This is a genomic window from Dyella sp. (assembly GCF_036384435.1).
Taxonomy (GTDB): domain Bacteria; phylum Pseudomonadota; class Gammaproteobacteria; order Xanthomonadales; family Rhodanobacteraceae; genus GSA-30.
The window spans coordinates 1-26044 of the sequence record NZ_DASVMI010000204.1; the positions used below are offsets into that span (position 1 = coordinate 1).

Genomic DNA, 26044 nt, shown 5'->3' on the forward strand with positions numbered 1-26044 from the left:
AGGCGCAGCCCGTAGTGGCGCTCCCATTCCTGGGCCTGCTTGCACGCGGCACGCAGTACCCATTCGCCGATGGACACAATCAGGCCGGTCTCCTCGGCCAAAGGAATGAAGAATCCCGGACCGATATAGCCAAGCTCCGGATGCTCCCAGCGCACCAGGGCCTCCATGCCGACAATATCCTCGGTCACCGCATCGACCTGTGGCTGATAGAACACACGTAGCTCGCCGTTGCTTTCGGCATGGCGAAGTCTCGACTTCAAGGCGAGGTTCTGCTGTTGAGCCTGTTCGGAGCTGACTTCGTAGATCTGGAAATTGTTGCGTCCCAGGCTCTTGGCTGCGTACATCGCCTCATCGGCATGCTTGAGCAGGGTTTCGGCATCGTCTGCATCGTCCGGATAAAAACTGACGCCGATGGATGTGGTGACCTGTAACTCGGTACCATCATCGATCCGCAGAGGTGCCTGCATGAGCTGCACGATTTTTTCGGCAATACGCAGAACGTCTTCGTTCTTGACGATATGGCGCAATACCACGACGAATTCGTCGCCAGCGTAGCGCGCCACCGTATCGGACGCTCGCACACTGGTACGCAGTCGCTGGGTTGCGGTTACCAGCACCTGGTCTCCCACGGCATGGCCGAGGGTATCGTTGATGGTCTTGAAGCGATCCAGGTCGACAAACAGCAAGGCAAAACACTCGCCGGTGCGCGTGGCTTCGCGAATGATCATGTCCAATCGGTCATTGAACAGCACACGGTTAGGCAAGCCCGTGAGCGCATCGAGCAATCCTTCGGCCCTCCCTTGTTCGCGAGTGCGCTTGAGTTCAAGCGCATGCGCGAACCGGGCTGCAGCCACACGCAGCAGGGGCACGATGATCTCCATGGAGCCAAACGCACGATGGCTCCCGGCCAGCAGTGCGCCGAGCACATTGCGACGCTCATCGAGCAACGGCAGGCCCACGAATCCTTGCAGTGCCAGTTGTTGCAACAAAGGGTCGACATCGACCAGACGTTGCGCATCGGACTGATGTGTCATTGGCTGCCCATTGAGAATCAGCCGCAATGAACTTTGCAAGCCAGGTTCGGGCAGCGCTACGGGCTCACCCCGCAGCATCTGCACCAGTTGCGCGGCAGCGCCACTCTCTTCCGGTCGAGCCGACCATAGCGCCAAGTAGTCCAGTTGCAGGGCGTCATAAAGCAATTTGGCCGCCGCCTCGACACCGTCATCGCCGCTGCCGGAATTGAACAGCCGCGCCAACAGATCCAGGGCCGACTCGGCACGCGTGCTGGCCTGGTCGCTACGAAACGAGAATGCCACCGCATCCCGCCCCTGATGGCGCACCTTGCGCGCACTGGCGAAACCGCTTTCACCACCGGAAACCGAGAGCCTGCGGCAGGCATGCCATTGTCGGCTTCCCTCTGCCATCAGGCGATGGACATCCACGTCATCAAATTGCAGCAGCTCCAGCACCGGCATACGCGAGAGGCGCGCCAGAGGCAGGCCACTATTACGAATCAACGCAACGCTCGATTCGATGATGCGCTCACGCTCTGGATCGACAATCACCCATTCGGCATCCGACTCATCGAACGCAAATCGGTAGTCCCCACGCTCGGGCTGAGCAGGAGCCACTGGCAACGGTACGACCTGCGCCGCTCCCGGCCGAGTCAGTCTTCGCCAGCGACCAATCAATTCACTGCCAATCTGCGAGGCGTATACCCAATCAGCCACCTCGGTGGGTAGATCCTTTGGCTGCAGCGCTGCATCGTCCAGCAAGACCAGGATCAAGGGAGTGGAAACACACGAGGGCCACTGACGTAGTGTCTGTACGCTCTGGCGCATATGGAGGGCGTCGCCGTCGCACACCAAGACAGCCAGATCAAGGCGGGGATGCTCCAGCAGCAACTGGTGCGCATGGGTCAAATCACGCGCCGAATAGACAATGGGCTGATTCTCCTCATGATCGAACACATCGAACAATTGCCTGCGCAACTCGCGCTGAGGGGCGATCACCAGAACACCGGCATGGGTCTTGTTCATCGCGATGGCCTTCATAGCAGCCATCGGCCATCACGCAGACGTGGCCGAATTTCGCGCCGGGGCGCGCAATCGATGCGCTCAATGACATCGTCCAGGCCTTCCAGCAGCCGAGGCGAGGGGTCAACCAGGACAACGCGACGCAATTGCTCGGACTGGCCTTTTCCAAATTGCCGCAGCAACGCCATGTCGGAGGCGGCCAGTGGCATGGGCAGGTCAAGGAACAGATAGACCCCAAAATGGATACTTTGCTGGACGAATCGCAGGGCCTGTCCGAGCCGCTGGCTGCCTGGCACGCGGGCCTGCGCTTCGCGCAGGCTGCTCAGTCCGACATCGGCATCCCACAGGTAAACCGCCTGGCCCGAATGCCGAACCAGGGTACGAAATTGATCGATCAGGGTCTTGCTGTCGGGTCCTTCCAGCGCAAGTAATTGCCCTGGCGCACCAAGGATGCGCTCGAACACGTCGGCTCCGACAGGAGCGGTAGGGCTGGCAATGGAGGTAGTCATCTAGTTGCGTAAAATTGCTCAAGCCCGGCATGAGCACAATAGCCTGTGTCGCTTTCCGATCCATTACCACCACCAACGGCACTGATTCATGCGATGGCGCACAAGCCGGTTCACGTAGGCTTCGCGCATCGCGGCGCCTATTGCACGCTTGGCCCCGTCTCGCATTCATCGCTACGGGAAGGTATGGTGGGCAGCTTCCAAGCCATATTCTGACCGCCATGTTCGAAGGACTGCGCTTCAATCACTGGAAAACGAGCCTGGATGACTCGGGCATTGTCACCCTCTCCCTGGACCGGGCCGACGCCAGCGTCAACGCCATTTCCCGTGCCGTACTTGACGAACTGGGCCAGATCGTCGAACGCCTGGCGATCGAGAAGCCAGCCGGCGTGCTTATTCATTCAGCCAAGCCGTTCGGTTTCGCCGTGGGTGCCGACATCAAGGAGTTCGTCAAGTATGCCGAACACGGCACGGTGCTGGAAAATATCGAGAACGGGCAACGCGTCTATGAAGCCCTGGCCCGGCTACCCTGCCCGACCGTCGCGGCCATCCATGGGGCCTGCATGGGTGGCGGCACGGAACTGATACTGGCATGCCGCCAGCGTGTGGCTGCCGATGACGACAGGACCCGCATCGGGCTGCCCGAGGTGATGCTCGGCATTCATCCAGGCTGGGGCGGGACGGCTCGCCTGCCGCGCCTGATCGGAGCGACCGAAGCCATGCCGCTCATGTTGACCGGTCGCGCCTTGTCAGCAAAGCGCGCCCTGGCGCTGGGCGTGGTTGACCGCATTGTGCCGGCCGCCGAATTGCTGTCCGAAGCCCGAAGCGTGCTACGCAGGTCGCATGCCCGCCCTCTGGCTCAGCGAGCCAAGGCTTGGGCAACCAATATCTGGCCAGTACGCCAGGTACTGGCCCCGATGATGGTCAAGCAGACCGCGGCCAAAGTGCGCAAGGAACACTACCCAGCTCCCTTTGCGATGATCGAGGTGTGGCGCCGCGGAGGTGCGAGCATCAACCAGCGCCTCAGGCTGGAAGCCAAGTCGGTCGCCAAGCTCGCCCAGACCTCGACCGCGCAAAACCTTATCCGCGTCTTCTTTCTGCAAGAGCGCCTCAAAGCTCAGGGCAGCGGTGTCGAGCACGGCATCGAGCACGTGCATGTCGTGGGTGCCGGTGTCATGGGCGGTGACATTGCCGCATGGGCTGCCTTCAAGGGTTTCCAGGTCACCTTGCAGGACCGCGAACTGAAATTCATCGAGCCGGCGCTGACGCGGGCACGCGCGCTGTACGAAAAGAAGCTCAAGTCACCGGAAAAAGTGGACGCCGCCATGACCCGGCTGCGCGCCGATGTCGAGGGCGCCGGTGTCAAGAACGCCGATCTCGCGATCGAAGCCATCTTCGAGAATGCACAGGCCAAGGAGGCGCTCTACGCGACTATTGAGCCGCAATTCCAGGCTGACGAAATCCTGGCCAGCAATACCTCGAGCATTCCCCTGGACGAATTGAGCAAGGGCCTGCAAAGGCCGCAGCATTTCCTGGGCCTGCATTTCTTCAACCCGGTGGCGCAGATGCCTTTGGTCGAAGTAGTGCGGCATGAGCGGCTCGATCCGGCCTACGAAAAACGCGCACTCGCTTTCTGCAAGGCTATCGGCAAATTGCCCGTCGCAGTGAAGGGCACGCCGGGCTTCCTGGTAAACCGCATCCTGATGCCTTACCTGCTTGAGGCCATGCGGCTGTACAACGAAGGCATTCCAGGACCAGTGCTCGACAAGGAGGCCAAGAAGTTCGGCATGCCCATGGGCCCGATCGAACTGGCCGATACGGTGGGCCTGGATGTATGCGCCTCGGTCGGCAAGGAACTGGCGCCATTCCTTGGATTGGAACTGCCAGCTGGTCTGGAGGACAAGCTCGAAGCCGGCAAGCGTGGCAAGAAGGATGGCCAGGGTCTATATACCTGGCACGAGGGCAAGCCGCAAAAACCTGATGTGGATCCTGACTATGTCGTACCTGCCGACTTGCAGGATCGGATGATCCTGCCGATGGTCAACGAGGCGGTCGCCTGCCTGGGAGACCAGGTGGTCGATGATGCTGACCTGCTCGACGCAGGCGTGATTTTCGGTACCGGCTTCGCACCGTTTCGCGGCGGCCCGATCCAATATCTGCGCAGCGAGGGCGTCGATGCCGTCCGAGGCAGGCTGGAGCGCTTGGCGCAACGTCACGGTGAACGGTTCGCACCAAAGGGGGGGTGGGACCATCCCGCACTGGCCAAGACGGGATTCGAGTTCGAGCAATAAGTGTCGGCATCGTCCCTGCCTTTGCTGCGGGGACAAATAAGGTGGCGAGAAGCCATTCGCATCCCGCAACACCTCGCAGGAGCGACTTCAGTCGCGATGCAATCCGCGATTCAGTCATAGGTTGGAGCTCGGAAATCTCCGAGCTCCAACCAAACTCGCCGCTTGCATCGCCTCACAGGGACGAATTCATTCGCTACGCCATCTGCGATCCAGCCGCAGGTCGGCGTTTTAAAGCTTCAAGGCGCAACCAAACTCGCGGCTTGCATCGCCACTGAAGTCGCTCCTGCGCAGGCCTACCACATCAGGTCGTCAGGGACGCCGTCTTCGCCGACTCCGCCGGCTCCCGGCTCGATCAACAGCGCTACGAGATGCGCATCCAACTCGCGCACTTGCTCTGCGATATCGCGGGCAACCAGGATGTAACGCCCATTCAACTGCACAATACCCACCTCGCCAGCGTTGATCGCAGCCAATTGTGCTGCGTCCACATACAGGCGACGGATCTTGCCGCCATACTCGAAATGGCGTGCCACATCGGCGTCTGGTTTGTTGAGGCTTTTACCCTGAAGCAGTTTCTCAATTTTCTGCTTGCGCTCACGCTTCAAGCGCGCAGCCTCGGCGGCGGCTTGCTCGGCCTGCTTGCGCTCGACCGCTTCGGTCTGGGCGCGTACGGCGTAAGCCTTGGCAAGATCGATTTCACCATCCTTGCGTGGAGCGACTTGCTGCACTGACTTGCCTTGCGGCTTGCCGTGCCCGTGAGGTCGGCGGCCGTGCGGCCCTCCTTGCTTGTTGGCGGGCTTGGGGCTTTGCGCAGCGGCGGCGCGCTTCTCGTCGCGCACCTGTTTGACGATACCGCTCTTGAGCAGTTGATCGCGCAGGGAATCGGCCATGATCGTGGACTCGCGTAAATAACGCCTGGAAGGTCAGTCAATAATGGGGAGGCGGCGGCTCGCTATGCGGGTCGTGCCCCTGGGATGCGCGCAAGCCGGCAAGCTCGCTGCGTAAATCGTTAACAATACGCTCCAGCGCTGCGATACGCTGCGACTGGTCGACATCGGCTGCCAACAGGCCATGCACGCTGTCGTCGAGGAAGGTGAGCTTGACCTCCAACTCGGTCAATCGCTGCTCCAGCGTCGGCTCGGACACACTCATGCTTGCAAGCTGCGCCCACGGCCAATGCCGTAATACGCCAGACCGGCCTCCTCGACCTGCCGGGGGTCATAGAGATTGCGACCATCGAAGATCGCCGGCTCTGCAAGGCTGGCACGAATGCGCGCGAAATCAGGACTGCGGAAAGCCTTCCACTCGGTCACGATGGCCAGCACGTCGGCACCGGCCAGTGCCTGGTAGGCACTGTCGCAAAGCACAAGGTCATTGCGGTCACCATAGATGCGGTGGGTTTCCTCACGGGCTTCAGGGTCGAATGCGCGCACCCGAGCCCCCGCTTCCCATAAGGTTTCCATCAAGCGCCGGCTCGACGCTTCGCGCATATCGTCGGTATTGGGCTTGAACGCCAGCCCCCACAGGGCGATGGTCCTACCCGCCAGCTGCCCCCCGAAATGCTGGTTGATCAGCTCAAACAACTTCACTTTCTGGCTGTAGTTGACCGCCTCGACCGCACCAAGCAATCGCGCGTCGTATCCCACGCTTCGCGCGGTGCGCTCCAATGCTTGCACGTCCTTGGGGAAACACGAACCGCCATACCCAGCCCCGGGGTAAATGAAGTGGTAGCCGATACGCGGGTCCGAACCGATGCCCTGGCGCACCAGCTCCACGTCAGCGCCGACCCGCTCAGCAATATTGGCGATTTCGTTCATGAAACTGATCTTGGTCGCCAGCATCGCATTGGCAGCGTACTTGGTCAGCTCCGCGGAGCGCTCGTCCATGACGACAGTGCGCTCATGATTACGATTGAATGGCGCATAGAGCTTGCGCAGCACGCCAATGGCGCGCTCGCTGGAACTGCCGATGATGATGCGATCCGGGCGCAGGCAATCCTCAACGGCATCTCCCTCCTTGAGAAATTCCGGATTGGACACGACGTCGAATTCGACCGACACCCCGCGCGCTTCAAGCTCAGCCACTACAGCGGCACGCACGCGATCGGCCGTACCCACGGGGACCGTGGATTTGTTGACCACCACGGCGTAGCGATCCAGATGCTGACCGATCGTGCGGGCCACACCCAGCACATATTTGAGGTCAGCACTGCCATCCTCATCCGGGGGCGTACCTACGGCGATGAAGATGACCTGACCGTGTTCTATGGCAGGCCGCGCCTCGGTGGTGAAGTCCAACTGGCCGTTGGCATGGTTACGCTTGACGATTGGCTCAAGACCGGGCTCATAGATCGGAATCTCGCCACGCTTGAGGCGGTCGACCTTGGCCTCGTCGATATCGACGCATACGACGTGGTTACCCATTTCGGCCAGGCAGGCGCCCGTCACAAGTCCAACGTAACCGGTGCCAAAAATGGTGACTTTCATCGTCGCGAGGATTCCGGAAATCTCAAGAGCGTCATTTTAGCAGGCGCTTGGCAATCAAATCAGCAAAAAAGACGGGGCGCGAATACTCGCGCCCCGTCCGGTGACACAAGATATCGGCGTTTGATTACTTGCCAGCCGGACCCTGCTCGCCGCCAGCACCAGCCGGCGTCGGACCCGTCTTGACGAGGGTCACATCGAAGATGATCGTCGCATTCGGCGGAAAGCCATTCTGCGGCTGCGCACCGTAGGCGATGTTCGCCGGGATGAACAGCTTGTAATGGCCGCCGGTCTGCATCAGCTGCAGACCTTCGCGGAAACCGGGGATCACGCCACCGAGCGGGATCGAAGCCGGGCCACCGCCATCGTGCTTGGAGGAATCATCAAACACTTCACCGTTGACGAAGCTACCGACGTAGTTGATCTGCACGGTGTCATTCGGACCCGGGCGAGCGCCGGTACCGGCGGTGATCACTTGGTACTGCAGGCCCGAGGCGGTCGTCTTGACGCCCGCAGCGGACTTGTTCTTGGCGAGGAACGCGTCACCCTCGGCCTTGTTCTTGGAGGAGGCCTCGTTATATTCCTTCTTGGCCTTGGCCTGCAGCTGGGCCATGAAGGCCTCCTTGGTACTCTTGTACTCAGCGTCGGTCATCGTTGGCTTCTGGCCAGCCAGCGCTGATTGCAAGGCACGGGCCACGGTGGCCGGATCGACCTCGTCGCGCACCAACGGCGGCAGCGAATTGGCCAGGTCCCAACCCACGATGTAGCTGGCCTTGGCCTTGTCAACCGTACCGGCGGCCCCAGCCGATGCGCCCGACTTGGCGGCCTGAGCGTGAACGCCGGCGGTCATACCCAGCGCAACGGCCATGGCGGCCGCCGTCAGCGTGGGACGCAGAAAATGCTTCATTTGAAACTCCCTCGTGATTGGATTTTGCCGGCACGCACCGGTCGAGCCTCCCCGATGGAGGCGCAACGCCCATTGTGCGGTGCCTTTCCCGTCTTAGCAACGAGTACTCTAGCTGACCGTGATTTGGCTTAAAGGTTCGTGACCGGGTTCAAAATCGCCGATTTTTACGAATTTTTTCAGATCTGGTGCTCATCTGGCCGCTCATTCTTATCCAAGGTGTCGCGCAAAGCGGCTTGCAGACGAGCATGGACTTGCACCAGCACCCGCCATAACAACCAGGTCAAGCCCAGGCCAATGAGCACCAGGACCAGGGCAACTTCACGTGGCGGCAGGATGGTCGAAGCGAGCGCGGCCACGACCAGCGCCAACACCGCCATGGCCGCCAGCGGCACCATCCTGGCCAACACGGCGCGGATTTTTACGTTGTGTTGCCCACCAACCCGTTCAGGGATGCTCAGTTCCGCCAACAACATGCCCAGGGCGTTGGCCTTGCGGTAGGCCGCCACGATCATTGGCAGCGACAACAGCGCTGCGATCGACCAAGCTACGCTGCGTGAGATCAGGACGTTGCCCTGGAAGATATCCCAGTGGAAGTACCCCTTGCGATAGAGATAGGCCATCATCAGAAATACAGCCACCACCAGCATCATGTTGATGACGACATGCCACACAAGCCGGCGAACCATCTTCATGATGACTGCACCCTGCCCTGAAAAACTGATGTTCCCCATCCAGTCGGTATAGGCACTCAAGGTACCGGCCAGGCCCGAAGGCAACCGACGAGCCAGAACATCGGAGACACGATCGGACGATCGCACCAGGTACGGGGTTAGAAAGGTCGTCAACGCAGATACGGCGACCGCGATGGGATACAGGAAACCACTGGTGACTTTCAGGCTCAGGCCAAGGGAGGCTATCACGAAGGAGAATTCACCGATCTGGGCCAATCCCATGCCCACACGCAGCGACGTGCGTCCATCCTTGCCTGCCACGAAAACGCCGAAGCTGCATGTCAGCACTTTGCCGATGACGACCGCCACAGTAACGATGGTGATCGGCCACGCGTACTGTGCCAGGACCTTAGGATCGATCAGCATGCCGATAGCAACAAAGAAGATGGCGCTGAACATGTCGCGCACGGGCGCGATGATCCGTTCGATGCGTTGCACGCTGGCCGATTCGCCAACGATGGCGCCAATCATGAAGGCGCCCAGCGCGACGCTGTAACCCATCTGCGTGACCAGCAGGCAAAAACCAAAGCACAAGCCCAGCACGGCGATGAGCAACACGTCGTCACGACTGACGCGCGCGATGTAGTCGACCACCCTGGGCACGAGTAATAAACCCACGATCAGCGATACCGCCATGAACAGCGTCAGGCGACCGATCGCGGCCATCGCCTCACCCGCTGCAAGGTCGCCGGTACTGGCGATACCCGTGAGCAAGGCCATCAGCACGATAGCCAGCACATCCTCGATGATCAGGATGGCGAAGATGACCTGGGCGAACTTCTCTCGCTTGAGATTCAGGTCGCCCAGGGCCTTAAGAATGATGGTCGTCGAGGAAATCGACATCATCGCGCCCAGGAACAGAGAATCGATCGAGCTCCAGTCAAAGAACCGTCCGATTTCATAGCCCAGCCAGAGCATCAGTACGATTTCGCACACCGCCGCCACCAGCGCAGCACCACCGACTTCCTTTAGCTTCTTCAGGCTAAATTCCAGACCCAGCGCGAACAGCAACAAGATCATGCCCAGTTCGGACAACGTGCGAATGGTGTCTTCGTCATGCACGAAGATCAGCGAGTTGGTATAGGGGCCGACCACCACACCCGCAATGATGTAGCCAAGCACCACAGGCTGGCGCAGACGCTGGAACAAAACGGTCGTGAGGCCGGCCACCAGCATGACCGTAGCGAGATCCTGGATGAACTGAATTTCGTGCATGTTGCTTCCCGTCTAGCGACGACTCAAAGACTAGCAGCCGCATCCTGATGGTCGACCATGCCATGTGGTCTCCATGTCGCGCGATGGGGTCACCCGTCAAATAGTGAGCAGCGACGCGGACTTCCGTCTACAACGAAAAAAATCAAAAAAATTTTGTTACGAATGCTTGACGAAACTAGGATCCCCTTCTATTCTTTCGGGCTTCCAGAGGCTTGGGGCCATAGCTCAGCTGGGAGAGCGCCTGCATGGCATGCAGGAGGTCGGCGGTTCGATCCCGCCTGGCTCCACCAAAACTTGGATACACGTCCCCATCGTCTAGAGGCCTAGGACATCACCCTTTCACGGTGGCGACCGGGGTTCGAATCCCCGTGGGGACGCCATTCTACCGCCAAGCCGGGCTCCGGTAAGGCACCAGGATGGACATGGATGTAGTGTCAAAGTGTTGCGCTGGAAGATGTTCAAAAACGCGGAGCGGTAGTTCAGTCGGTTAGAATGCTGGCCTGTCACGCCGGAGGTCGCGGGTTCGAGTCCCGTCCGCTCCGCCATCTTTTTAAAACGCCCACCATCAAGTGGGCGTTTTTTTGTGCCTCTGCCATAGCATCCACGGATGCAGAGAGCGCTGCTCCCCCAAGAACAACGCACCTCAGCGATCGATGGCCGCCATATCGCCGCCAGCTTGTTCAAGCGTGCCTTTACCATGCCCCTGCTCGGCTAGATATTCCAGCCAGCGGGTAAGAAAACCGTTCATGCGCAAGCGATGCTGCAAGACGGTGTGCGCTGGAGGAAAAGGACCAAGAACCTGCCACAAATGGCGACCGGGGTGACAATGCAAAGCTTCGGCAACATGCGCGTCGGTGTACATGCGCAGTTGCGCGGAAGGCGAACGCTGCCCCGTATGTTGATCGATGAAACCGTAGGTCAATTCCAGCTCAAGCGTGTAAGGATGTTTTTCCTGCACTTGCAGATGTACGTCCAGCCCATCGTCCACGCGAGAGACGTATTGCCCGGGAGCAAGCTCGTGCGGCGCAAACAGCCGCGCAAGGCGGTGATAGTTCTCCGCATAGAGCCCCATCAGGAAGCCGAAGCGGCCGGGCAACAGCGCTTTACGGTTATCCAGAATGGCACTCATGGGCAAGGCATACTCCTGGGCTGGAACAAATGATTAGAACAAGGTCCGCTCGATACCGAATCGGTCAAAAATCTTGCTGGCAATTTCTTCGATGGACACATGAGTGGTATTGAGGCTGGGAATTCCTTCCCGTCGCATCAGCTTCTCGGCCTGCTCCAGTTCCCATCGGCATTGCTGGATGGTCGCATACCGGCTGTTGGCACGCCGCTGCTCGCGGATCTGCGCCAGACGCTGCGGTTCGATGGTAAGCCCGAAAAGCCGGTCCTTGTAAGGTCGTAGCCTTGCCGGCAGTTCCAGCTTGTCCAGGTCGTCATCGGTCAGAGGATAGTTGGCGGCACTGACCCCGTAATGCAAGGCCATGTAAAGACAAGTCGGCGTCTTGCCCGATCGCGACACTCCGATCAGGATCAGATCTGCCTGACCGTAGTCCACGTCGATACCGTCATCGTGCGACAACGCATAGTTGGTCGCATTGATGCGGGCCTCGTATTTCTCGAAATCCACCAGGCCGTGCGATCGATTGACCGCGCCTGAGCGCTTGGCACCCAGTTCATCTTCCAGCGGACCGATAAAGGGGGCGAATACATCCAGCATCAAGGCGCCGCTGCTGGCAACGATCTCGCACAACGAGCGGTCAGCCATGGTGTTGACGACGATGGGCTTTTCACCTGTCTGCGCGTAGCGTGTCTTGATGCGCAACGCCGCCGCCTCGGCTTTTTGCGCATCGTCGATGAAGGGGAGCCGATGCTTGTCGAACTGAACGCCGTCAAACTGCGCCAAGATACTGTTGCCGATTGTCTCCGCCGTAATACCAGTAGAGTCGGAGATGAAAAAAACGGTTCGTTGCATGGAACTTCCTGAATATCGGGGCGGGCTCACGCGGCACATTAGCGCAAGCTGCAAGCCCTGTCTTTGCTTGACTTTGACCTGACTGGTATTGCTCAGGCCGCTGATGGCGTTGGACTGGTCTTCTTGTGCCCTGCACCATCGACAGCAGACAATACCAGTTCTTTGCGGCCCGCATTTTGCCTTGTGCGACGGGTCACACCACGCATCACCCCTTAGAGCTCTTGAAGGAGAGTCCCTTGAACGATTTGGTGCTTTGGCTCGACACGCTGCGCATGACCGACCTGGGCAAGGTCGGCGGCAAGAACGCGTCGCTCGGCGAAATGATCGGCAACCTGGCCAAGCTCGGGGTCTCGGTGCCGGGCGGTTTCGCCACTACAGCCAGCGCTTTTCAGCAGTACCTGGATAAGAGCGGCGTGGCCAAGCGCATCCAGGAGCGCCTGACAGGGCTGGACGTCGATGACGTGCAGGCCCTGGTGGCCGCAGGCAAGGAGATTCGCGAGTGGGTCACGGAAACACCCCTGCCCACCGAACTGGACCAGGCCATCCGCGATGGCTACGCCAAGCTCTGCAAGGAAGCCGGCACCGAGAATATCGCCGTCGCCGTGCGCTCTTCGGCAACCGCTGAGGACTTGCCCGACGCGTCATTTGCCGGCCAGCAGGAAACATTCCTCAACGTGGTCGGCATCGAGGATGTGCTGCACAAGGTCAAGGAGGTCTTCGCCTCGCTCTACAACGATCGCGCCATTGCCTACCGCGTACACCAGGGCTTCAAGCACGAAGACGTGTTCCTGTCCGCCGGCGTGCAGTTGATGGTCCGCTCGGATGTGGGGGCATCGGGCGTGCTGTTCACCCTGGACACCGAATCGGGTTTCCGCGATGTGGTCTTTGTCACCGGCAGCTATGGCCTGGGCGAGATGGTGGTGCAAGGCGCCGTCAACCCGGACGAGTTCTACGTGTTCAAGCCCACCCTCAATCAGGGCAAGCCTGCGGTATTGCGCCGCAACCTGGGGGCCAAGCAGATGCGCATGGTCTATTCGGACAAGCCCGGGGAGCGCGTGAAGACCGAAGACACCCCTGCCTCCTTGCGCAACACGTTCTGCATGACAGATGCCGACGTTGAAGAACTGGCTCGCCAGGCCCTGATCATCGAGAAGCACTACCAGCGTCCGATGGATATCGAATGGGCCAAGGACGGCAACACCGGCAAGCTCTACATCGTGCAGGCACGCCCGGAAACGGTGAAGTCGCGTGCACACGCCACGCAACTAGAGCGTTTCCACCTGCTCGAAAAAGGCAAGGTGCTGGCCGAAGGCCGCGCCATTGGTCAGAAGATCGGTGCGGGCAAGGCGCGTGTCGTGCGCAGTCTGGACGACATGAATAAGGTACAGCCCGGCGATGTGCTGATTGCCGACATGACCGACCCCGACTGGGAGCCGGTCATGAAGCGTGCCTCGGCCATCGTCACCAACCGAGGTGGCCGCACCTGCCACGCGGCAATCATCGCTCGCGAACTGGGCGTACCTGCCGTGGTGGGGACCGGCAATGCGCTCAATACCATTCCTGACGGCAAGGAAGTCACCGTGTCGTGCGCGGAGGGCGACACCGGCAGCATCTATGAAGGCACGCTCAAGTTCGACCGCGTGACCGCGGACCTGGGCGATATGCCCGAGGCACCGCTGAAGATCATGATGAACGTGGCCAACCCCGATCGTGCCTTCGATTTCGGCATGCTGCCGAATGCTGGCATCGGCCTGGCTCGCCTGGAGATGATCATCGCCAGCCATATTGGCGTGCATCCGAAGGCCTTGCTGGAATACGCCAAGCAGGACGCCGCCACCAAGGCGAAGATTGATGAGCGCATTGCCGGCTACGCCGATCCGGTCACTTTCTACGTCGAGCGCCTGGCCGAAGGCATCGCCACCATCGCCGCGTCGGTGTACCCCAAGCCGGTGATCGTGCGCCTGTCGGACTTCAAGTCCAACGAGTATGCCAACCTGCTCGGCGGTTCGCGCTACGAGCCGCACGAGGAAAACCCGATGATCGGCTATCGCGGCGCCAGCCGTTATGTCGATGCCGGTTTTGCCGAGTCATTTGGCCTGGAGTGTAAGGCGGTCAAGAAGGTGCGCGAGGTGATGGGCCTGGACAATGTCTGGGTGATGATCCCGTTCGTGCGGACGCTGGGCGAAGGCCGCAAGGTAATCGAGGTGCTGGAGAAAAATGGTCTCAAGCAGGGCGCCAGCGCCAACGACGAGGCCGCATTGAAGATCATCATGATGTGCGAGGTGCCGTCCAACGCCCTGCTCGCCGACGAGTTCCTTGAAATCTTCGACGGGTTCTCCATCGGCTCGAACGACCTGACCCAGCTCACCCTGGGCCTGGATCGCGATTCGAGCATCGTGGCGAACCTGTTCGACGAACGCGACCCGGCCGTCAAGAAGCTGCTGGCACTCGCGATCAAGACCGCTCGCGAGAAAGGCAAGTACGTCGGCATCTGCGGCCAGGGCCCTTCCGATCACCCGGACCTCGCCGAATGGCTGATGGAACAAGGCATCGAATCGGTGTCGCTCAACCCTGATACGGTGGTCGATACCTGGCTGCGACTGGCCAAGAAGAAAGCCTCATAAGCCAGCGACAGGCTTGACGATCCGATAGAGGGCGGTGGCGACACCGCCCTTTTTCAGGAGAACTTCCCCACTCCTCGACGGTCACACGTGACGGACGTCCATAAACTGAGGGGAAGCAACGTGAGACAGCTGGCCAACCTGTTGAGTCGCAACAAAGGCTTTATCGCCTTCATGTTCTGCATGTTTGTGTTCCGCAGCGCCGTGGCAGATTGGAACACCGTCCCCACCGGCTCCATGCAACCGACCATCCGTATCGGCGACCGCATCCTGGTCGACCGCGTGGCCTATGACATCCGCATACCGTTCACTCATGTCTCCTTGCGCAAACTGGCCGATCCGCAACGGGGTGACATCGTGGTGCTCGATTCCACGGAAGCCGGCGAGCGACTGGTCAAACGTGTCATCGGCACTCCCGGAGACCGGATCGCCTTGCGCGGCAACCGCCTGATCGTGAACGGCGAGGTGGCCGGCTACACCCCGGTGACTGTCGACGGCATCGGTGACGACACCACCGATCCAGCCCATTACGCGGTTGAACGTAGCGGCGGCAATCCTCGGGTGATTCGCCTTTCTGACTACCGTCCCAGCGTGGGTGCCAACTTCGGCCCGGTGACAGTGCCAGCAGGCCAGTACCTGCTCATGGGCGACAACCGCGATAACAGTTACGACTCGCGCTTCCTGGGTTTTGCACCACGCGCGGAAATTCTCGGTCGCGCTCGCTATGTGGCCTTCTCCTTGGATCCGGCCCACCATGATCTGCCTCGTAACGACCGTTTCGGCGCAGCATTGGATGGTCAGGCCGAATCTCAGGATCACCACCAGGCCGTTCTTCGCTGACCCAGTTGCCAGTATCCGCGGGAGCACGTAAAATTGCCGGCTCGCGTCGACCAGCGCGTCCGCTTTTGGAGAGGTGGCAGAGTGGTCGATTGTACCTGACTCGAAATCAGGCGTACGTGTAAGCGTACCGAGGGTTCGAATCCCTCCCTCTCCGCCAAGAAACCAAGGGCTTGCAGCGATGCAAGCCCTTCGTTTTTCCGAGCCGCGCAAAGCACATGGAATTCCGGGCCAAGATGGCAAGTGTCCGCCCTGACTCAGTCCGGGCTGGTTTATCGCGTGCACCTGACGAGATGGCATCCCTCATCGCCGCCTCCACAGTTCGTCACTGAGGCGGCGCGCCAGGTGTGGACAAAAGCCGACCACTCAATAGCCCGATAACATCGACATGTCGCCGATGCCACGAGCCGAGGCGAGGCAGCCAACTCCAGAGGCGCGATCACGATCATGAATGCACCTCCATGCCCCGTTTTGCACCCTCTAGCGACATACGTCATGCTTGGCGCACTTGCGGATATCAGTACCCCATGATCGAGTTCGGACACGGAACCCACGTCGGCTTGCGCCGTACGCGCAACGAGGACACCTATTACGCCGACGCGTCGCTGGGCCTGTTCCTGGTGGCTGACGGCATGGGCGGGCATCGTCATGGGGAAGTCGCCTCGGCCCTGGTGCGTGATGCGATCGCCGATCTCGTCACGCGTGGCCATCATCTGGTCGAGGCGGTACGCGCCGCACACGAGCGACTGGTTCAACAGGCTCGCCCCCGCCGCGACCGATTGCCCATGGGGACCACCATCGCCGCTTTGCGCATGCATGGTGATCACTACGAAGTGGCATGGGTCGGCGATAGCCGCGTCTACCTATGGCAAGGCCACTTGCGCCAGATCAGCCACGACCATTCGCTGGTCCAGGAACTGGTGGAGTCGGGTGCCCTGGACGCCTCGCTGGCCGGCCAGCATCCTCAGCGCAACGTCATCACCCAGGCGCTGGGAATCACCGCCAGTGACCAGCTGCATATCGGCATGGCCCGCGGCAAGCTGACGCCAGGCATGAGCTTCCTGCTGTGCAGCGATGGCCTCACTGAAGAGCTGAGCGACACGGTCATCGGAGCTACGATCGAACGCCTCGACCTGGCAGCCCAGGAGTGCGTCGACCATCTGCTGCTTGCTGCCCTCGATCACGGCGGCAAGGATAATGTCACGGCGATCCTGGCGCGGATTCACTAGGCGCTCGATCATTCAAAAGGGACAACAAGGGGCAAGTCGAGAGGATGCAAGCCCAGGGGATCGGCAAGTTAAGGGCTTTCCGAAGCCTGCGCCCAGAACGCAGGCATATTGCCCCGCTCGCCCCCTTCCCATACCGTCAGGCTTCCTGCGCTGTCGGAGCTCAGTGCGAGCGCCAGACGCTTGTACCGCCGGCGCTCTTGTCCAACGCATCCAGGCGTTGCTCGTGCGCGGCGATTTCATCGTCAGTAGCGCGCAGGACACGCGGACGGCGATCCATGCGCAACGGCAACACTACCGCAGTGGTACGCTGCTCAGCTTGGGACTCGAAACCTAGGTCCAGGGCCACTTGGCCCGACGTCATGGCGAGATAGACCTCGGCCAGCAACTGGGCATCGATCAGGCCGCCATGCAAGTCACGGGCGGAGTTGTCCACGCCCAGGCGTTTACACAGGGCATCGAGGCTGTTGCGCTGGCCAGGATAGCGCTCGCGCGCCATGACCAGGGTATCGAGCACCGTGCATCGATCAGCGATCCTGCCCCGGCCGACGCGATCGAGTTCGGCATCCAGGAAGCCGACGTCGAACGTCGCGTTGTGGATGATCAGTTCAGCGCCATCGATGAACTGGAGGAATTGTTCCACTACGTCGGCGAAGAAGGGCTTGTCGAGCAGGAACTCATCTTCGATGCCCGTGACCTGACGCGCACCTTCGTCGATGGCGCGTTCGGGATTGAGATATGTCTGGTAATGGCGGCCGGTGGGACGACGCTCGATCATTTCCACACAGGCGATTTCGATCAACCGGTGGCCCTGGCGTACTTCCAGGCCCGTGGTTTCAGTATCGAGGACAATCTGTCTCATGTCTTGAGCAACTCCGCTTGCTTTCGAGCCGCAACGTCCACTCGCTCATTCTCGACGTGGCCGCTATGGCCTTTGACCCAACGCCAGCTTACCTGGTGCTTGCTCACCGCCTGCGACAGTCTCTCCCAGAGATCCTGGTTCTTCACTGGCTTCTTATCTGCGGTGCGCCAGCCGTTGGCTTTCCATTTGGGCACCCACTCTTCAATGCCCTGCATGACATAACGCGAATCGGTGAACAGCAGGACGGTGCATGGACGTGTCAACGCCTCCAGCGCGGCGATCGCCCCCATTAGCTCCATGCGGTTGTTGGTGGTCGCCCGCTCCCCGCCTTCGAGCATGCGCTCGGTGCCCTTGGCCCGCAGCAGGGCAGCCCAGCCGCCGGGGCCAGGGTTGCCCAGGCAGGCACCATCAGTAAATGCATGTACGTCTGTCAAACCTTCAATCCTGTGGTGTCGATACGTTCTTACGTACGCAGCGGCTTATGCCGCGCTGCGACGAGCGCCGGGGGCCAACCCCACGCCGACTGGCGCGGCGACAGCCCGCGGTCGCAATCGGGTGGGTGTCAAGATGTGACGACGCTTGCGCGCGATCATGACGTAACCCCCACCCAGCACTGGCATGACCTGCCATTCCTCGGCCGCACCCGGCCGCCAACGCCCTACCCGCTGCACCTTTTCGATGTCCAGGCCATGGGTGCGCAACCAGTGCTCCAGCACCAGGGGCGAAGTCAATGAGAGCGGGCGCGGACGCGTGCTCCAGCGTAGCCAGGGGTTCCAGAAGCTGAACGGGTGAATGCCCGTCACCGCAAGGATGCCGCCGGGCGCCAGCACCCTGACCGCCTCATCCAACAAGGCACGGGGCGCAGGTGCGATCTCCAGGGCATGACGCAGCATGACCAGTTCAAAGATCTCGTCCTGAAAGGCCAGCGGCTCGTTGGCTCGGCCACGCAGATCTCCGCCATAGAGTCCCTGCCAGCCCAGGGTCAACCTGACCCAATGGTTGAGCAACGGTAACCCCGGGGACATATCCCCGGCCATCGCCGTGACCAGCAGGCCATGCTCGCCGGCACAGCGCTGCAGGTCGCCGGCGAGCGCGGCAGCCTCTTCGGCGGCCAGTACATGCAAGGGCGTGCTGGAATAGATGTCTTGGTGGCGATGAGGCATGCCAGGAACAGGTCCAGGGACTTTGGCAGGCCACAGTGTACCGGCAGCCGGCCGAATGTGGCGTCTGGCGCAAGCCTGAATCCTTACGTGGAGCTTTAACCTTTGCCTAACGAGCGCAGTTAAAAGCAGCCGTATAGTCGGGAGTCTTGCGCAAGCCTGGAAGGCTGCGCCTGACGATACGAAACCGCAGTGGGGTTTTCCTTGCACGTCGTACCGCTACCGGCGCTTGCCGACAATTACATCTGGTTGCTGCATGACGATGCAGGCAACGCCATCGTGGTGGACCCGGGTGAAGCTGCTCCGGCGCTTGGTGCATTGCGCGAGCGCAAACTCAACCTGCGCGCGATCCTGCTAACCCACCATCATCCCGATCACACGGGAGGGGTGGCCGAGCTGCTCGCCTACCGCCAGGTCCCAGTCTACGCACCAAACGACGAGCGTATCGCAGACGCAACCTATAGGGTCAACGAGGGCGACAGCGTGGTGCTGGAGTCTCCGGTGGCCCGTTTCGAGGTACTGGCCATCCCCGGCCACACCACTACGCACATTGCTTACGCCGGCGAAGGCCTGCTGCTATGTGGTGACACCCTTTTCAGCCTGGGCTGCGGACGCCTGTTCGAAGGCACACCCGCGCAGATGCTGAACTCGCTCGACCGCCTCAGTGCACTCCCCGGCACGACGCTGGTGTGCTGCGCCCACGAATACACCGCCAGTAACGGTCGTTTTGCCCTGACCGTGGAGCCGGACAATGCGGCCCTGCATGCGCGGCTCGACCAGGTAGCCACGTTACGCGATGCCGGTAAGCCCAGCCTGCCGATTGCGCTATCTGCCGAATGGGCTACCAACCCGTTCCTGCGCGTGGATCAGGCTGGCGTCATCGCATGGTGCAAGCAATACGATCCCTCCATACATGATCGCGTCGGCCGCTTCGCGGCACTGCGCGCGGCCAAGGATGCATTTCGCGCATGAGCCACCGACGCTTACGTCCCTTACCGTTGGCACTCACCGGCCTGCTGGCTGCCTGCGTCGCCACGCAACCCCAGCCAACCAAGCCGACCACGGATATCGCGCCGCCGCAGGGAAGTCCACAGGTCACGGATGTCGCCCATCGAGCCACTGTAGCCCCCGCTCCTTCCAACAACGTGTGGGATGCCCTGCGCAACAGCTTTGCGATGGACGATTGCGATGCGGACCCGGCCATCATGGAATCGGCCCGCAATATTACCCGCAACCCCCAACGTTTCCAGGATCAGCTTAGCGACGTCATGCCGCATCTAGCCTATGTGGAGCAAATCGCCGAAAAGCACCAGGTAGCTGGCGAGTTTGTCCTGTTGCCATGGGTCGAGAGCCACTATCAGCCCGTGCAAGGACGCAAGAACAATCCAGCCGGCATGTGGCAGATCATGTCAACCACTGCGCAGGCACTGGGCATGCGCGTGGACAAGCGCTACGACGGGCGACTGGACATCTCGCAGGCCACAGACAAGATCATGGCATTGCTGCGGCGCTACTACGATGATCTGGGTGACTGGCGCATGGTGGACTATGCCTACAATGCAGGTGAATTCTCCACGCGCAAGATGATGGACAAGTACGGCACTCCCCCAGCCGATCCTGCCATTCCACACATGCCCGTCAGGCGCATCACACGCGAGCACCTAACTCAGTTGCTCGCCATGGCATGCATCGTACGTGAGCCGGACCGGTTCCATGTCAGCCTGCCTTACCTCCCTGCGGACCAGCGCCTGGTCAAGGTCGAGGTCAATCGAGCCATGCCGATGGCCCAGGCAGCCAACCATGCCGGGATGTCCATCGATGATTTCCGGTTTCTTAATCCAGGCTTCCGCAACGATACGGTCGACCCGAATCTGACCTCTTACCTCCTGCTACCAAGCGGAAAAGCCGAGCAGTTCCGTCAGTCTTCGCTCCAGGCCGATGCCAGCGTCCAAACTCCGAACATCGCGTCGCTGGCGACCATCGACGATGCCGGATCTCCCATGGATAGCAATGCAACGGCCACTACCGACAAAACCCGACGCGATAATGCGGCTAGCGGCCATAAGACCTACAAGATCAAGAACGGCGACACGCTATCGAGCGTGGCCCGACGTTACAGCGTGAGCGTGAAGCAATTGCAACACTGGAACAAACTCCAGGGTGCGCATATCAAGCCCGGCCAAATCTTGCGCGTCTGCGGCGGCTGATCAAAAAGATAGCGATGACCGTGGACGCTTTGTCCAGGGGTGAATGAGGGAGTGTCGCCTCATGCATCGCTGGCGAGATTGCCCGGGACGGCCTCGAAAACCTCGCGCCTTTATCCAGCGCCAGGGAAAAGCCAGTCTGATGGTTTCGATGTGGCGACAGCAACCGATTCTCAGTCGACACCAGCCAGACGACCTTGATGGAAAGTGATTCGGGGCTCGCTCATCCCCAACACCGAAAGGTTTACGACCTGCGCCATAGGCTTCCAAAAAAAAGGACAGCTCAAGAGAGCCGTCCTTTTCATGTTTGACGCGCCAACCCATTACATGCGATCGGTAGCAATCTTTACGTCGGTACGCGCACGCAAGGCGTCGATGAAACCCTGGGTCTGCAGCGCCCCATAACCCTGGACCATCTGCTCGCGAAGGTCTTTGCGGTCTTCGGCGGTCATCTTCGACAGATCGGCATCCTGCACCTTGTCCACAGCCATCAGATCGTAACTGCCATCGGGAAGGGCCACGGATGCGTAGTGTGATTTGCCCGCAACCGGATGCGGCATCTTGAATGCCTGGTCGAGCACAACCTGGGCGACCGGCGGCTTGCCTGGCTGGGGAGCACGCATGGATTCGGCCACCGTTTGCACGGTGGCGCCAACCGAGCTCGCAACAGCCTGCAATTCCTCACCCTTCTGCAAACGAGCAACCAGCTCGTCAGCCTGCTTCCTGGATGCATCCGTGCTGCGTTCATCCAGGATGCGCTTGCGAATGTCGTCACTCACCTGCGCCAGCGGACGCGCGGCGGCTGCTACATGCTTGTCCACGCGAACCACAACGGAATGATCGCCACCGAGGTCGACCAGGCTCGAATTGTTACCCTGCGCTAGCACATCGTCGGAAAACGCAGCAGCCACGACCTTGGGATTGGCTGCAATGCCCTCACCACCCTCGCGCGAGAAAGGGGCGGTGGTCTTGATTGGCAACTTCAGCTCTTCGGCGGCAGGTTCCAGCGACGACGGCGATTGGTACGTGCGGTCAGCCAGCTTGCCGGCGATGTCGTTGTAGAGGCGGTCCTTGTCGGACTTGATGGCTTCTTCTTCAAGCTGCGCATGCACTTCGGCGAAAGGCTTGATGTCACCGGCGCGCACGTCACGCAAGTAGATAATGTGATAGCCCTCGTCGGGCGACAGCACCGGCTTGGAAATCTGGCCCTTCTGCATGGCAAACAGGGCCGTGTCGAACGCCTGGTTCGCCACACCCTTTTCCAACCAGCTCAGATCACCGCCTTGACGCTTGGAGCCCAGGTCGTCGGAGTCTTGCTGGGCGAGATTGGCGAAATTGGCTGGCGTGGCTTCGGCGGCGATTTTCTCGGCCTTGGCCAGCGCGGCCTTCTGCTGGTCGGGCGTCGCATTCTTGGGCACGTCGATCAGGATGTGCGAGACCAAGCGCTGCTCGGGCTTCTGGAAGCGCTGCTTTTCCTGCTCGTAACGCTTTTTGAGCTCGTCCTCGCTAGGCTTGGTATCCGATTTCAGATCGGCGCCATTGACTTCGAGGTAACTCAGGCTCACGGTTTCCGGATTCATAAAATCCGCTTGGTGCGCCTTGTAATAGGCATCGATCTGCGCGTCGGTAACGTTGCTGTCGATGTTGGTGGGACGCGGCAATGCCACGATACGCAAGTCGCGCCGCTGCATGCGCACGTTCAAGAAGCGATCTATATCGGCATCGGTGACGATGGCACTGGCCGAGAGCGCATCGGGCAGCTGCTGCACCTGTAGCTCGGAGCGGATCTGCTGCTCGAACGAGGTTGGCGTCAGCCCCTGTGTTGCAAGAATGGCACGGTAGGTTGTCGGGTCGAACTTGCCGCCAACCTGGAAATACGGGATTTGCAGGATGCGCTCACGAATGGCGGCATCGGGCACGTTCATGCCCAGATCCTCACCTGCTTGCATCAGCAGCGCCTGCGAGATCATCGCATCCAGTATGCGCGTCTTCATCTCCGGCTTGTCGAACGCCGAGGTGTCCTGCTTCTGCTCCGAGGCCTGCTGGCGCATGCGGTTCAGGCGGTCCTGGAACTGCTGCTGGCTGATCTCTCGCGAACCTACCTTGGCGACGAAGGTGTCGGCGTGCCCCATGAAGTACGACTCGATACCGAAGAACGCCACGGCAAACACACAGACGCCCAGAAAGAGGGCAGCAGGCCATCCGTGCAGCTTTTTACCCAGTGTCTGCAACATTGAAGTGATCTCGCAATCGTTTCCGACACCCGGCCCTGCCGGGACATTAAATAACAAAGGCGCCACATGGGCGCCCTTGCGTTCTGTGGCGGAGCGGACGGGACTCGAACCCGCGACCTCCGGCGTGACAGGCCAGCATTCTAACCGACTGAACTACCGCTCCACACAATCTGGTGGGTGCTGTAGGGATCGAACCTACGACCCTCGCCTTGTAAGGGCGACGCTCTACCGCTGAGCTAAGCACCCAAAAAACCAAGCGAGTAGCCGGTTAGTTTAGGGCATCCTTGAGCGTCTTACCAGCCTTGAAAGCCGGAACCTTGGACGCCTTGATCTTGATCTCCTCGTTGGTGCGCGGATTGCGGCCGGTGCGAGCAGCGCGCTTGCGCACGGTGAACGTGCCGAAGCCGACAACCGACACATCGTCTCCCTTCTTCAGGGCCTTCTGCACGGTCTCGAAGAACGCCTCGAGCGCGCGGCCGGCGTCGGCCTTGGTGAGCTCGGCCTTTTCGGCGACGGCATTGATCAGATCGGTTTTATTCATGGAGACACTCCCTTAATACGGTTATGCAGCCCGCGTCATCGGTTGGGACGGGATATCGCCGCCAGCCTGATGTGGCGGACCAGAGGAAACTTCCCGCAATCGCCATCGCTCTTACTCTATGCGTCTGGATTACGGTGCCGCCCTTTATACCAGTGCCCCCGAGGGTCCGCAATACAAGGCGTACCAACGGTTTGAGGCCTATAGCGCATGTCGATGACGACATGCAACAAGAACCGAGTGCGTGTTGCGCAACGATTCATGACGACAAAAAAAGAGGCATGTTTCCATGCCTCCTTACTTTGCCAGTTCGACAAAACCCACGTGCAATCAATGCGGACGCGCAGGTGACTCCTTCGAATCCTCGCCGGCATTGTCGACCTTTGCGGCAACGGCCTCACCGTCACCCTCCTTGGCCAAAGGCTGCAACGGACGCTCCAGCACAATATCGAGCACTTCATCGATCCAACGCACCGGGTGAATCTCCAGCGACTGGGTGATGTTCTTGGGGATGTCGGCCAGATCCTTCTTGTTTTCCTCCGGAATGATCACCGTGGTGATCCCGCCACGATGCGCTGCCAGCAGCTTTTCCTTGAGCCCGCCGATGGGGAGCACGCGGCCGCGCAAGGTAATTTCGCCGGTCATGGCCACTTCCGAGCGCACCGGCACCTTGGTCAGGGCTGATACGAGTGCCGTGCACATGGCAATGCCTGCGCTGGGGCCATCCTTGGGCGTGGCGCCTTCCGGCACATGGATATGCACGTCCAGTTTTTCGTGGAAGGTCGGATCGATACCCAAGTTGTCCGCTCGCGCGCGAACCACAGACAGCGCGGCCTGGATCGACTCCTTCATGACGTCGCCGAGTTGGCCGGTATGTACCAGCCTGCCCTTGCCGCTGACCACCGAAGCTTCGATGCTCAATAGATCGCCGCCCACCTGCGTCCAGGCAAGACCCGTCACCAGGCCCACCTCGTTCTGTTGCTCCTTGCGACCGAAGTCGAAGCGACGGACGCCCAGGAATTTTTCCAGGTTATCCGAATCGACCTTGATCGACCGTAGCTTGGCCGACTTCGCTTTCGACGATGCGCCAGCCTTGGTATCGGCCTTGGCCTTCTTGACCTCGCCCAGCGTGAGTTCTTTGACTACCTTGCGGCAGATCTTCGAGACTTCGCGCTCGAGGCTGCGCACCCCCGATTCGCGTGTGTAGTAACGCACGATATCGCGCACTGCCTCTTCGCCTACTTTCAGCTCCTCTGGCTTCAAGCCGTTGGCCTTGAGCTGTTTGGGCAGGAGGTAGCGCTGGGCGATGGCAAGCTTTTCATCCTCGGTATAACCAGGGATACGAATGACTTCCATGCGATCAAGCAGCGGACCTGGAATGTTCAGCGAATTGGCCGTAGCAACCCACATCACCTCAGAAAGGTCGAGATCGACTTCGAGATAATGATCGTTAAAGGCATGGTTTTGCTCCGGATCGAGCACCTCCAGCAGCGCCGAGGACGGATCACCACGGAAGTCCATCGACATCTTGTCGATTTCATCGAGCACGAACAGCGGATTGCGTGTGCCAATCTTGTTCATGTTCTGCACGATGCGCCCAGGCATCGAACCAATATAAGTGCGGCGATGACCACGAATCTCTGCTTCGTCACGCACTCCACCCAGGCTCATGCGAACGAATTTGCGATTGGTTGCCTTGGCGATGGATTGCCCAAGCGAGGTCTTGCCGACGCCAGGCGGACCCACCAGACAGAGGATAGGCCCCTTCATGACGTTGACGCGCTGCTGCACGGCCAAGTATTCGAGGATGCGCTCCTTGACCTTTTCCAGGCCAAAGTGATCTGCGTCGAGTACTTCCTGCGCCATTTGCAGATCCTTGCGTACCTTGGAACGCTTCTTCCACGGCACACCGACCAGCCAATCGAGATAATTGCGCACCACCGTGGCTTCGGCAGACATCGGCGACATCTGCTTGAGCTTGCCAAACTCCTGACGCGCCTTGGCCAGGACCGGCTTGGACATGCCAGCACTCTCGATCTTCTTCTGTAGCTCTTCGATTTCGTTCGGGCCGTCCTCCCCCTCACCGAGCTCCTTCTGGATCGCCTTCATCTGCTCGTTGAGGTAGTACTCGCGCTGACTCTTCTCCATCTGCGATTTCACGCGACCGCGGATGCGCTTTTCGACCTGCTGCAAATCCATCTCACCGTCGACCAAT

The 26044-nt window shown here is 60.3% G+C and carries 21 protein-coding genes and 6 tRNA genes; 10 read left to right on the plus strand and 17 right to left on the minus strand.

Annotation, left to right across the window (positions count from 1 at the left end; all coding sequences use genetic code 11):
* Both VF436_RS21405 and VF436_RS21410 read right to left on the minus strand, forming a co-directional pair.
* The coding region (locus tag VF436_RS21405) for a bifunctional diguanylate cyclase/phosphodiesterase (RefSeq protein ID WP_330906092.1) at nt 1-2063 on the minus strand (2063 nt) is incomplete at its 3' end.
* A complete protein-coding gene (locus VF436_RS21410) occupies nt 2051-2545 on the minus strand; it encodes a hypothetical protein (protein ID WP_330906093.1) in 495 nt (164 codons plus the stop codon). The genes VF436_RS21405 and VF436_RS21410, both read right to left, overlap by 13 nt.
* Nucleotides 2546-2763: 218 nt before the next feature.
* Here VF436_RS21410 and VF436_RS21415 point away from each other — a divergent pair, with 218 nt between their 5' ends.
* A complete protein-coding gene (locus VF436_RS21415; RefSeq protein WP_330906094.1) occupies nt 2764-4833 on the plus strand; it encodes a 3-hydroxyacyl-CoA dehydrogenase NAD-binding domain-containing protein in 2070 nt (689 codons plus the stop codon).
* A 293-nt stretch (nt 4834-5126) separates the two neighbouring features.
* Here the strand turns inward: VF436_RS21415 and VF436_RS21420 are convergent, their stop codons facing one another.
* The 5 genes from VF436_RS21420 to VF436_RS21440 form a co-directional block, all read right to left on the minus strand.
* A complete protein-coding gene (locus VF436_RS21420) occupies nt 5127-5723 on the minus strand; it encodes a DUF2058 domain-containing protein (RefSeq protein ID WP_330906095.1) in 597 nt (198 codons plus the stop codon).
* Nucleotides 5724-5760: 37 nt separating this feature from the next.
* Nucleotides 5761-5985, minus strand: coding sequence for a SlyX family protein (locus VF436_RS21425; protein ID WP_330906096.1), 225 nt, complete (start codon nt 5983-5985; stop codon nt 5761-5763).
* The gene (locus tag VF436_RS21430; protein ID WP_330906097.1) at nt 5982-7319 is read right to left on the minus strand and encodes a UDP-glucose/GDP-mannose dehydrogenase family protein; all 1338 of its coding nucleotides are present in this window, start codon (nt 7317-7319) and stop codon (nt 5982-5984) included. The genes VF436_RS21425 and VF436_RS21430 overlap by 4 nt, the downstream gene beginning before the upstream one ends.
* 124 nt (nt 7320-7443) lie before the next feature.
* Nucleotides 7444-8223 (minus strand): FKBP-type peptidyl-prolyl cis-trans isomerase, encoded by a 780-nt coding sequence (locus VF436_RS21435; RefSeq protein WP_330906098.1) that lies wholly within the window; start codon nt 8221-8223, stop codon nt 7444-7446.
* 176 nt (nt 8224-8399) lie between these two features.
* Nucleotides 8400-10169 carry a cation:proton antiporter gene (locus VF436_RS21440; RefSeq protein ID WP_330906099.1) on the minus strand — a complete coding sequence of 590 codons (1770 nt, stop codon included), beginning with the start codon at nt 10167-10169 and terminating at the stop codon, nt 8400-8402.
* Between the two features lie 214 nt (nt 10170-10383).
* Between VF436_RS21440 and VF436_RS21445 the strand changes: the two genes are divergently transcribed.
* The 3 genes from VF436_RS21445 to VF436_RS21455 all read left to right on the plus strand — a co-directional run bounded on the left by VF436_RS21445 (nt 10384) and on the right by VF436_RS21455 (nt 10714).
* Nucleotides 10384-10459, plus strand: a tRNA-Ala gene (locus tag VF436_RS21445).
* 14 nt (nt 10460-10473) lie between these two features.
* A tRNA-Glu gene (locus VF436_RS21450) sits at nt 10474-10549 on the plus strand.
* Nucleotides 10550-10637: 88 nt separating this feature from the next.
* Nucleotides 10638-10714, plus strand: a tRNA-Asp gene (locus VF436_RS21455).
* 98 nt (nt 10715-10812) lie between these two features.
* On the opposite strand, the gene VF436_RS21460 is transcribed toward VF436_RS21455, so the two are convergent.
* The gene (locus tag VF436_RS21460) at nt 10813-11298 is read right to left on the minus strand and encodes a DUF1249 domain-containing protein (protein WP_330906100.1); all 486 of its coding nucleotides are present in this window, start codon (nt 11296-11298) and stop codon (nt 10813-10815) included.
* 33 nt (nt 11299-11331) lie between these two features.
* Nucleotides 11332-12147 carry a posphoenolpyruvate synthetase regulatory kinase/phosphorylase PpsR gene (gene ppsR / locus VF436_RS21465; protein WP_330906101.1) on the minus strand — a complete coding sequence of 272 codons (816 nt, stop codon included), beginning with the start codon at nt 12145-12147 and terminating at the stop codon, nt 11332-11334.
* A 236-nt stretch (nt 12148-12383) separates the two neighbouring features.
* On the opposite strand from ppsR, the gene ppsA reads away from it, so the two are divergent.
* The 4 genes from ppsA (at nt 12384) to VF436_RS21485 (ending at nt 16834) form a co-directional block, all read left to right on the plus strand.
* Nucleotides 12384-14771 (plus strand): phosphoenolpyruvate synthase, encoded by a 2388-nt coding sequence (ppsA, locus tag VF436_RS21470; protein WP_330906102.1) that lies wholly within the window; start codon nt 12384-12386, stop codon nt 14769-14771.
* Nucleotides 14772-14891: 120 nt separating this feature from the next.
* Entirely contained in the window at nt 14892-15608 is a 717-nt protein-coding gene (gene lepB, locus VF436_RS21475; RefSeq protein WP_330906103.1) for a signal peptidase I, read from the plus strand.
* Nucleotides 15609-15675: 67 nt separating this feature from the next.
* Nucleotides 15676-15765, plus strand: a tRNA-Ser gene (locus VF436_RS21480).
* A 367-nt stretch (nt 15766-16132) separates the two neighbouring features.
* The gene (locus VF436_RS21485; protein WP_330906104.1) at nt 16133-16834 is read left to right on the plus strand and encodes a PP2C family protein-serine/threonine phosphatase; all 702 of its coding nucleotides are present in this window, start codon (nt 16133-16135) and stop codon (nt 16832-16834) included.
* 160 nt (nt 16835-16994) lie between these two features.
* On the opposite strand, the gene dnaQ is transcribed toward VF436_RS21485, so the two are convergent.
* Genes dnaQ through VF436_RS21500 form a run of 3 tightly spaced genes read right to left on the minus strand, consistent with a single transcriptional unit; the run spans nt 16995 to nt 18856 of the window.
* Nucleotides 16995-17693 carry a DNA polymerase III subunit epsilon gene (gene dnaQ, locus VF436_RS21490; RefSeq protein WP_330906105.1) on the minus strand — a complete coding sequence of 233 codons (699 nt, stop codon included), beginning with the start codon at nt 17691-17693 and terminating at the stop codon, nt 16995-16997.
* Entirely contained in the window at nt 17690-18127 is a 438-nt protein-coding gene (gene rnhA, locus VF436_RS21495) for a ribonuclease HI (RefSeq protein ID WP_330906106.1), read from the minus strand. The genes dnaQ and rnhA overlap by 4 nt, the downstream gene beginning before the upstream one ends.
* A 45-nt stretch (nt 18128-18172) precedes the next feature.
* Nucleotides 18173-18856, minus strand: a complete 684-nt coding sequence (locus VF436_RS21500) for a methyltransferase domain-containing protein (protein WP_330906107.1) — start codon at nt 18854-18856, stop codon at nt 18173-18175.
* 201 nt (nt 18857-19057) lie between these two features.
* On the opposite strand from VF436_RS21500, the gene gloB reads away from it, so the two are divergent.
* Entirely contained in the window at nt 19058-19825 is a 768-nt protein-coding gene (gene gloB / locus VF436_RS21505) for a hydroxyacylglutathione hydrolase (RefSeq protein WP_330906112.1), read from the plus strand.
* Nucleotides 19822-21060, plus strand: coding sequence for a LysM peptidoglycan-binding domain-containing protein (locus VF436_RS21510; RefSeq protein ID WP_330906108.1), 1239 nt, complete (start codon nt 19822-19824; stop codon nt 21058-21060). Before gloB ends, VF436_RS21510 begins: the two co-directional genes overlap by 4 nt.
* Before the next feature lie 320 nt (nt 21061-21380).
* Here the strand turns inward: VF436_RS21510 and VF436_RS21515 are convergent, their stop codons facing one another.
* From VF436_RS21515 to lon, 5 genes are all read right to left on the minus strand, one after another.
* On the minus strand, nt 21381-23291 hold the full coding sequence (locus VF436_RS21515) for a SurA N-terminal domain-containing protein (protein WP_330906109.1): 1911 nt from the start codon (nt 23289-23291) through the stop codon (nt 21381-21383).
* A gap of 86 nt (nt 23292-23377) precedes the next feature.
* A tRNA-Asp gene (locus VF436_RS21520) sits at nt 23378-23454 on the minus strand.
* Between the two features lie 8 nt (nt 23455-23462).
* Nucleotides 23463-23537: transfer RNA gene (locus VF436_RS21525), tRNA-Val, on the minus strand.
* Between the two features lie 22 nt (nt 23538-23559).
* A complete protein-coding gene (locus VF436_RS21530) occupies nt 23560-23832 on the minus strand; it encodes an HU family DNA-binding protein (protein WP_330906110.1) in 273 nt (90 codons plus the stop codon).
* A gap of 327 nt (nt 23833-24159) precedes the next feature.
* A partial coding sequence (gene lon / locus VF436_RS21535) for an endopeptidase La (RefSeq protein ID WP_330906111.1) occupies nt 24160-26044 on the minus strand: 1885 nt, incomplete at its 5' end.

Bases quoted from the DNA above. Each gene is read 5' to 3' on its own strand.
- VF436_RS21410 (WP_330906093.1), bottom strand. From the start codon at position 2,545: ATGACTACCTCCATTGCCAGCCCTACCGCTCCTGTCGGAGCCGACGTG.
- VF436_RS21415 (WP_330906094.1), top strand. From the start codon at position 2,764: ATGTTCGAAGGACTGCGCTTCAATCACTGGAAAACGAGCCTGGATGAC.
- VF436_RS21420 (WP_330906095.1), bottom strand. From the start codon at position 5,723: ATGGCCGATTCCCTGCGCGATCAACTGCTCAAGAGCGGTATCGTCAAA.
- VF436_RS21425 (WP_330906096.1), bottom strand. From the start codon at position 5,985: ATGAGTGTGTCCGAGCCGACGCTGGAGCAGCGATTGACCGAGTTGGAG.
- VF436_RS21430 (WP_330906097.1), bottom strand. From the start codon at position 7,319: ATGAAAGTCACCATTTTTGGCACCGGTTACGTTGGACTTGTGACGGGC.
- VF436_RS21435 (WP_330906098.1), bottom strand. From the start codon at position 8,223: ATGAAGCATTTTCTGCGTCCCACGCTGACGGCGGCCGCCATGGCCGTT.
- VF436_RS21440 (WP_330906099.1), bottom strand. From the start codon at position 10,169: ATGCACGAAATTCAGTTCATCCAGGATCTCGCTACGGTCATGCTGGTG.
- VF436_RS21460 (WP_330906100.1), bottom strand. From the start codon at position 11,298: ATGAGTGCCATTCTGGATAACCGTAAAGCGCTGTTGCCCGGCCGCTTC.
- ppsR (WP_330906101.1), bottom strand. From the start codon at position 12,147: ATGCAACGAACCGTTTTTTTCATCTCCGACTCTACTGGTATTACGGCG.
- VF436_RS21485 (WP_330906104.1), top strand. From the start codon at position 16,133: ATGATCGAGTTCGGACACGGAACCCACGTCGGCTTGCGCCGTACGCGC.
- dnaQ (WP_330906105.1), bottom strand. From the start codon at position 17,693: ATGAGACAGATTGTCCTCGATACTGAAACCACGGGCCTGGAAGTACGC.
- VF436_RS21500 (WP_330906107.1), bottom strand. From the start codon at position 18,856: ATGCCTCATCGCCACCAAGACATCTATTCCAGCACGCCCTTGCATGTA.
- VF436_RS21510 (WP_330906108.1), top strand. From the start codon at position 19,822: ATGAGCCACCGACGCTTACGTCCCTTACCGTTGGCACTCACCGGCCTG.
- VF436_RS21515 (WP_330906109.1), bottom strand. From the start codon at position 23,291: ATGTTGCAGACACTGGGTAAAAAGCTGCACGGATGGCCTGCTGCCCTC.
- VF436_RS21530 (WP_330906110.1), bottom strand. From the start codon at position 23,832: ATGAATAAAACCGATCTGATCAATGCCGTCGCCGAAAAGGCCGAGCTC.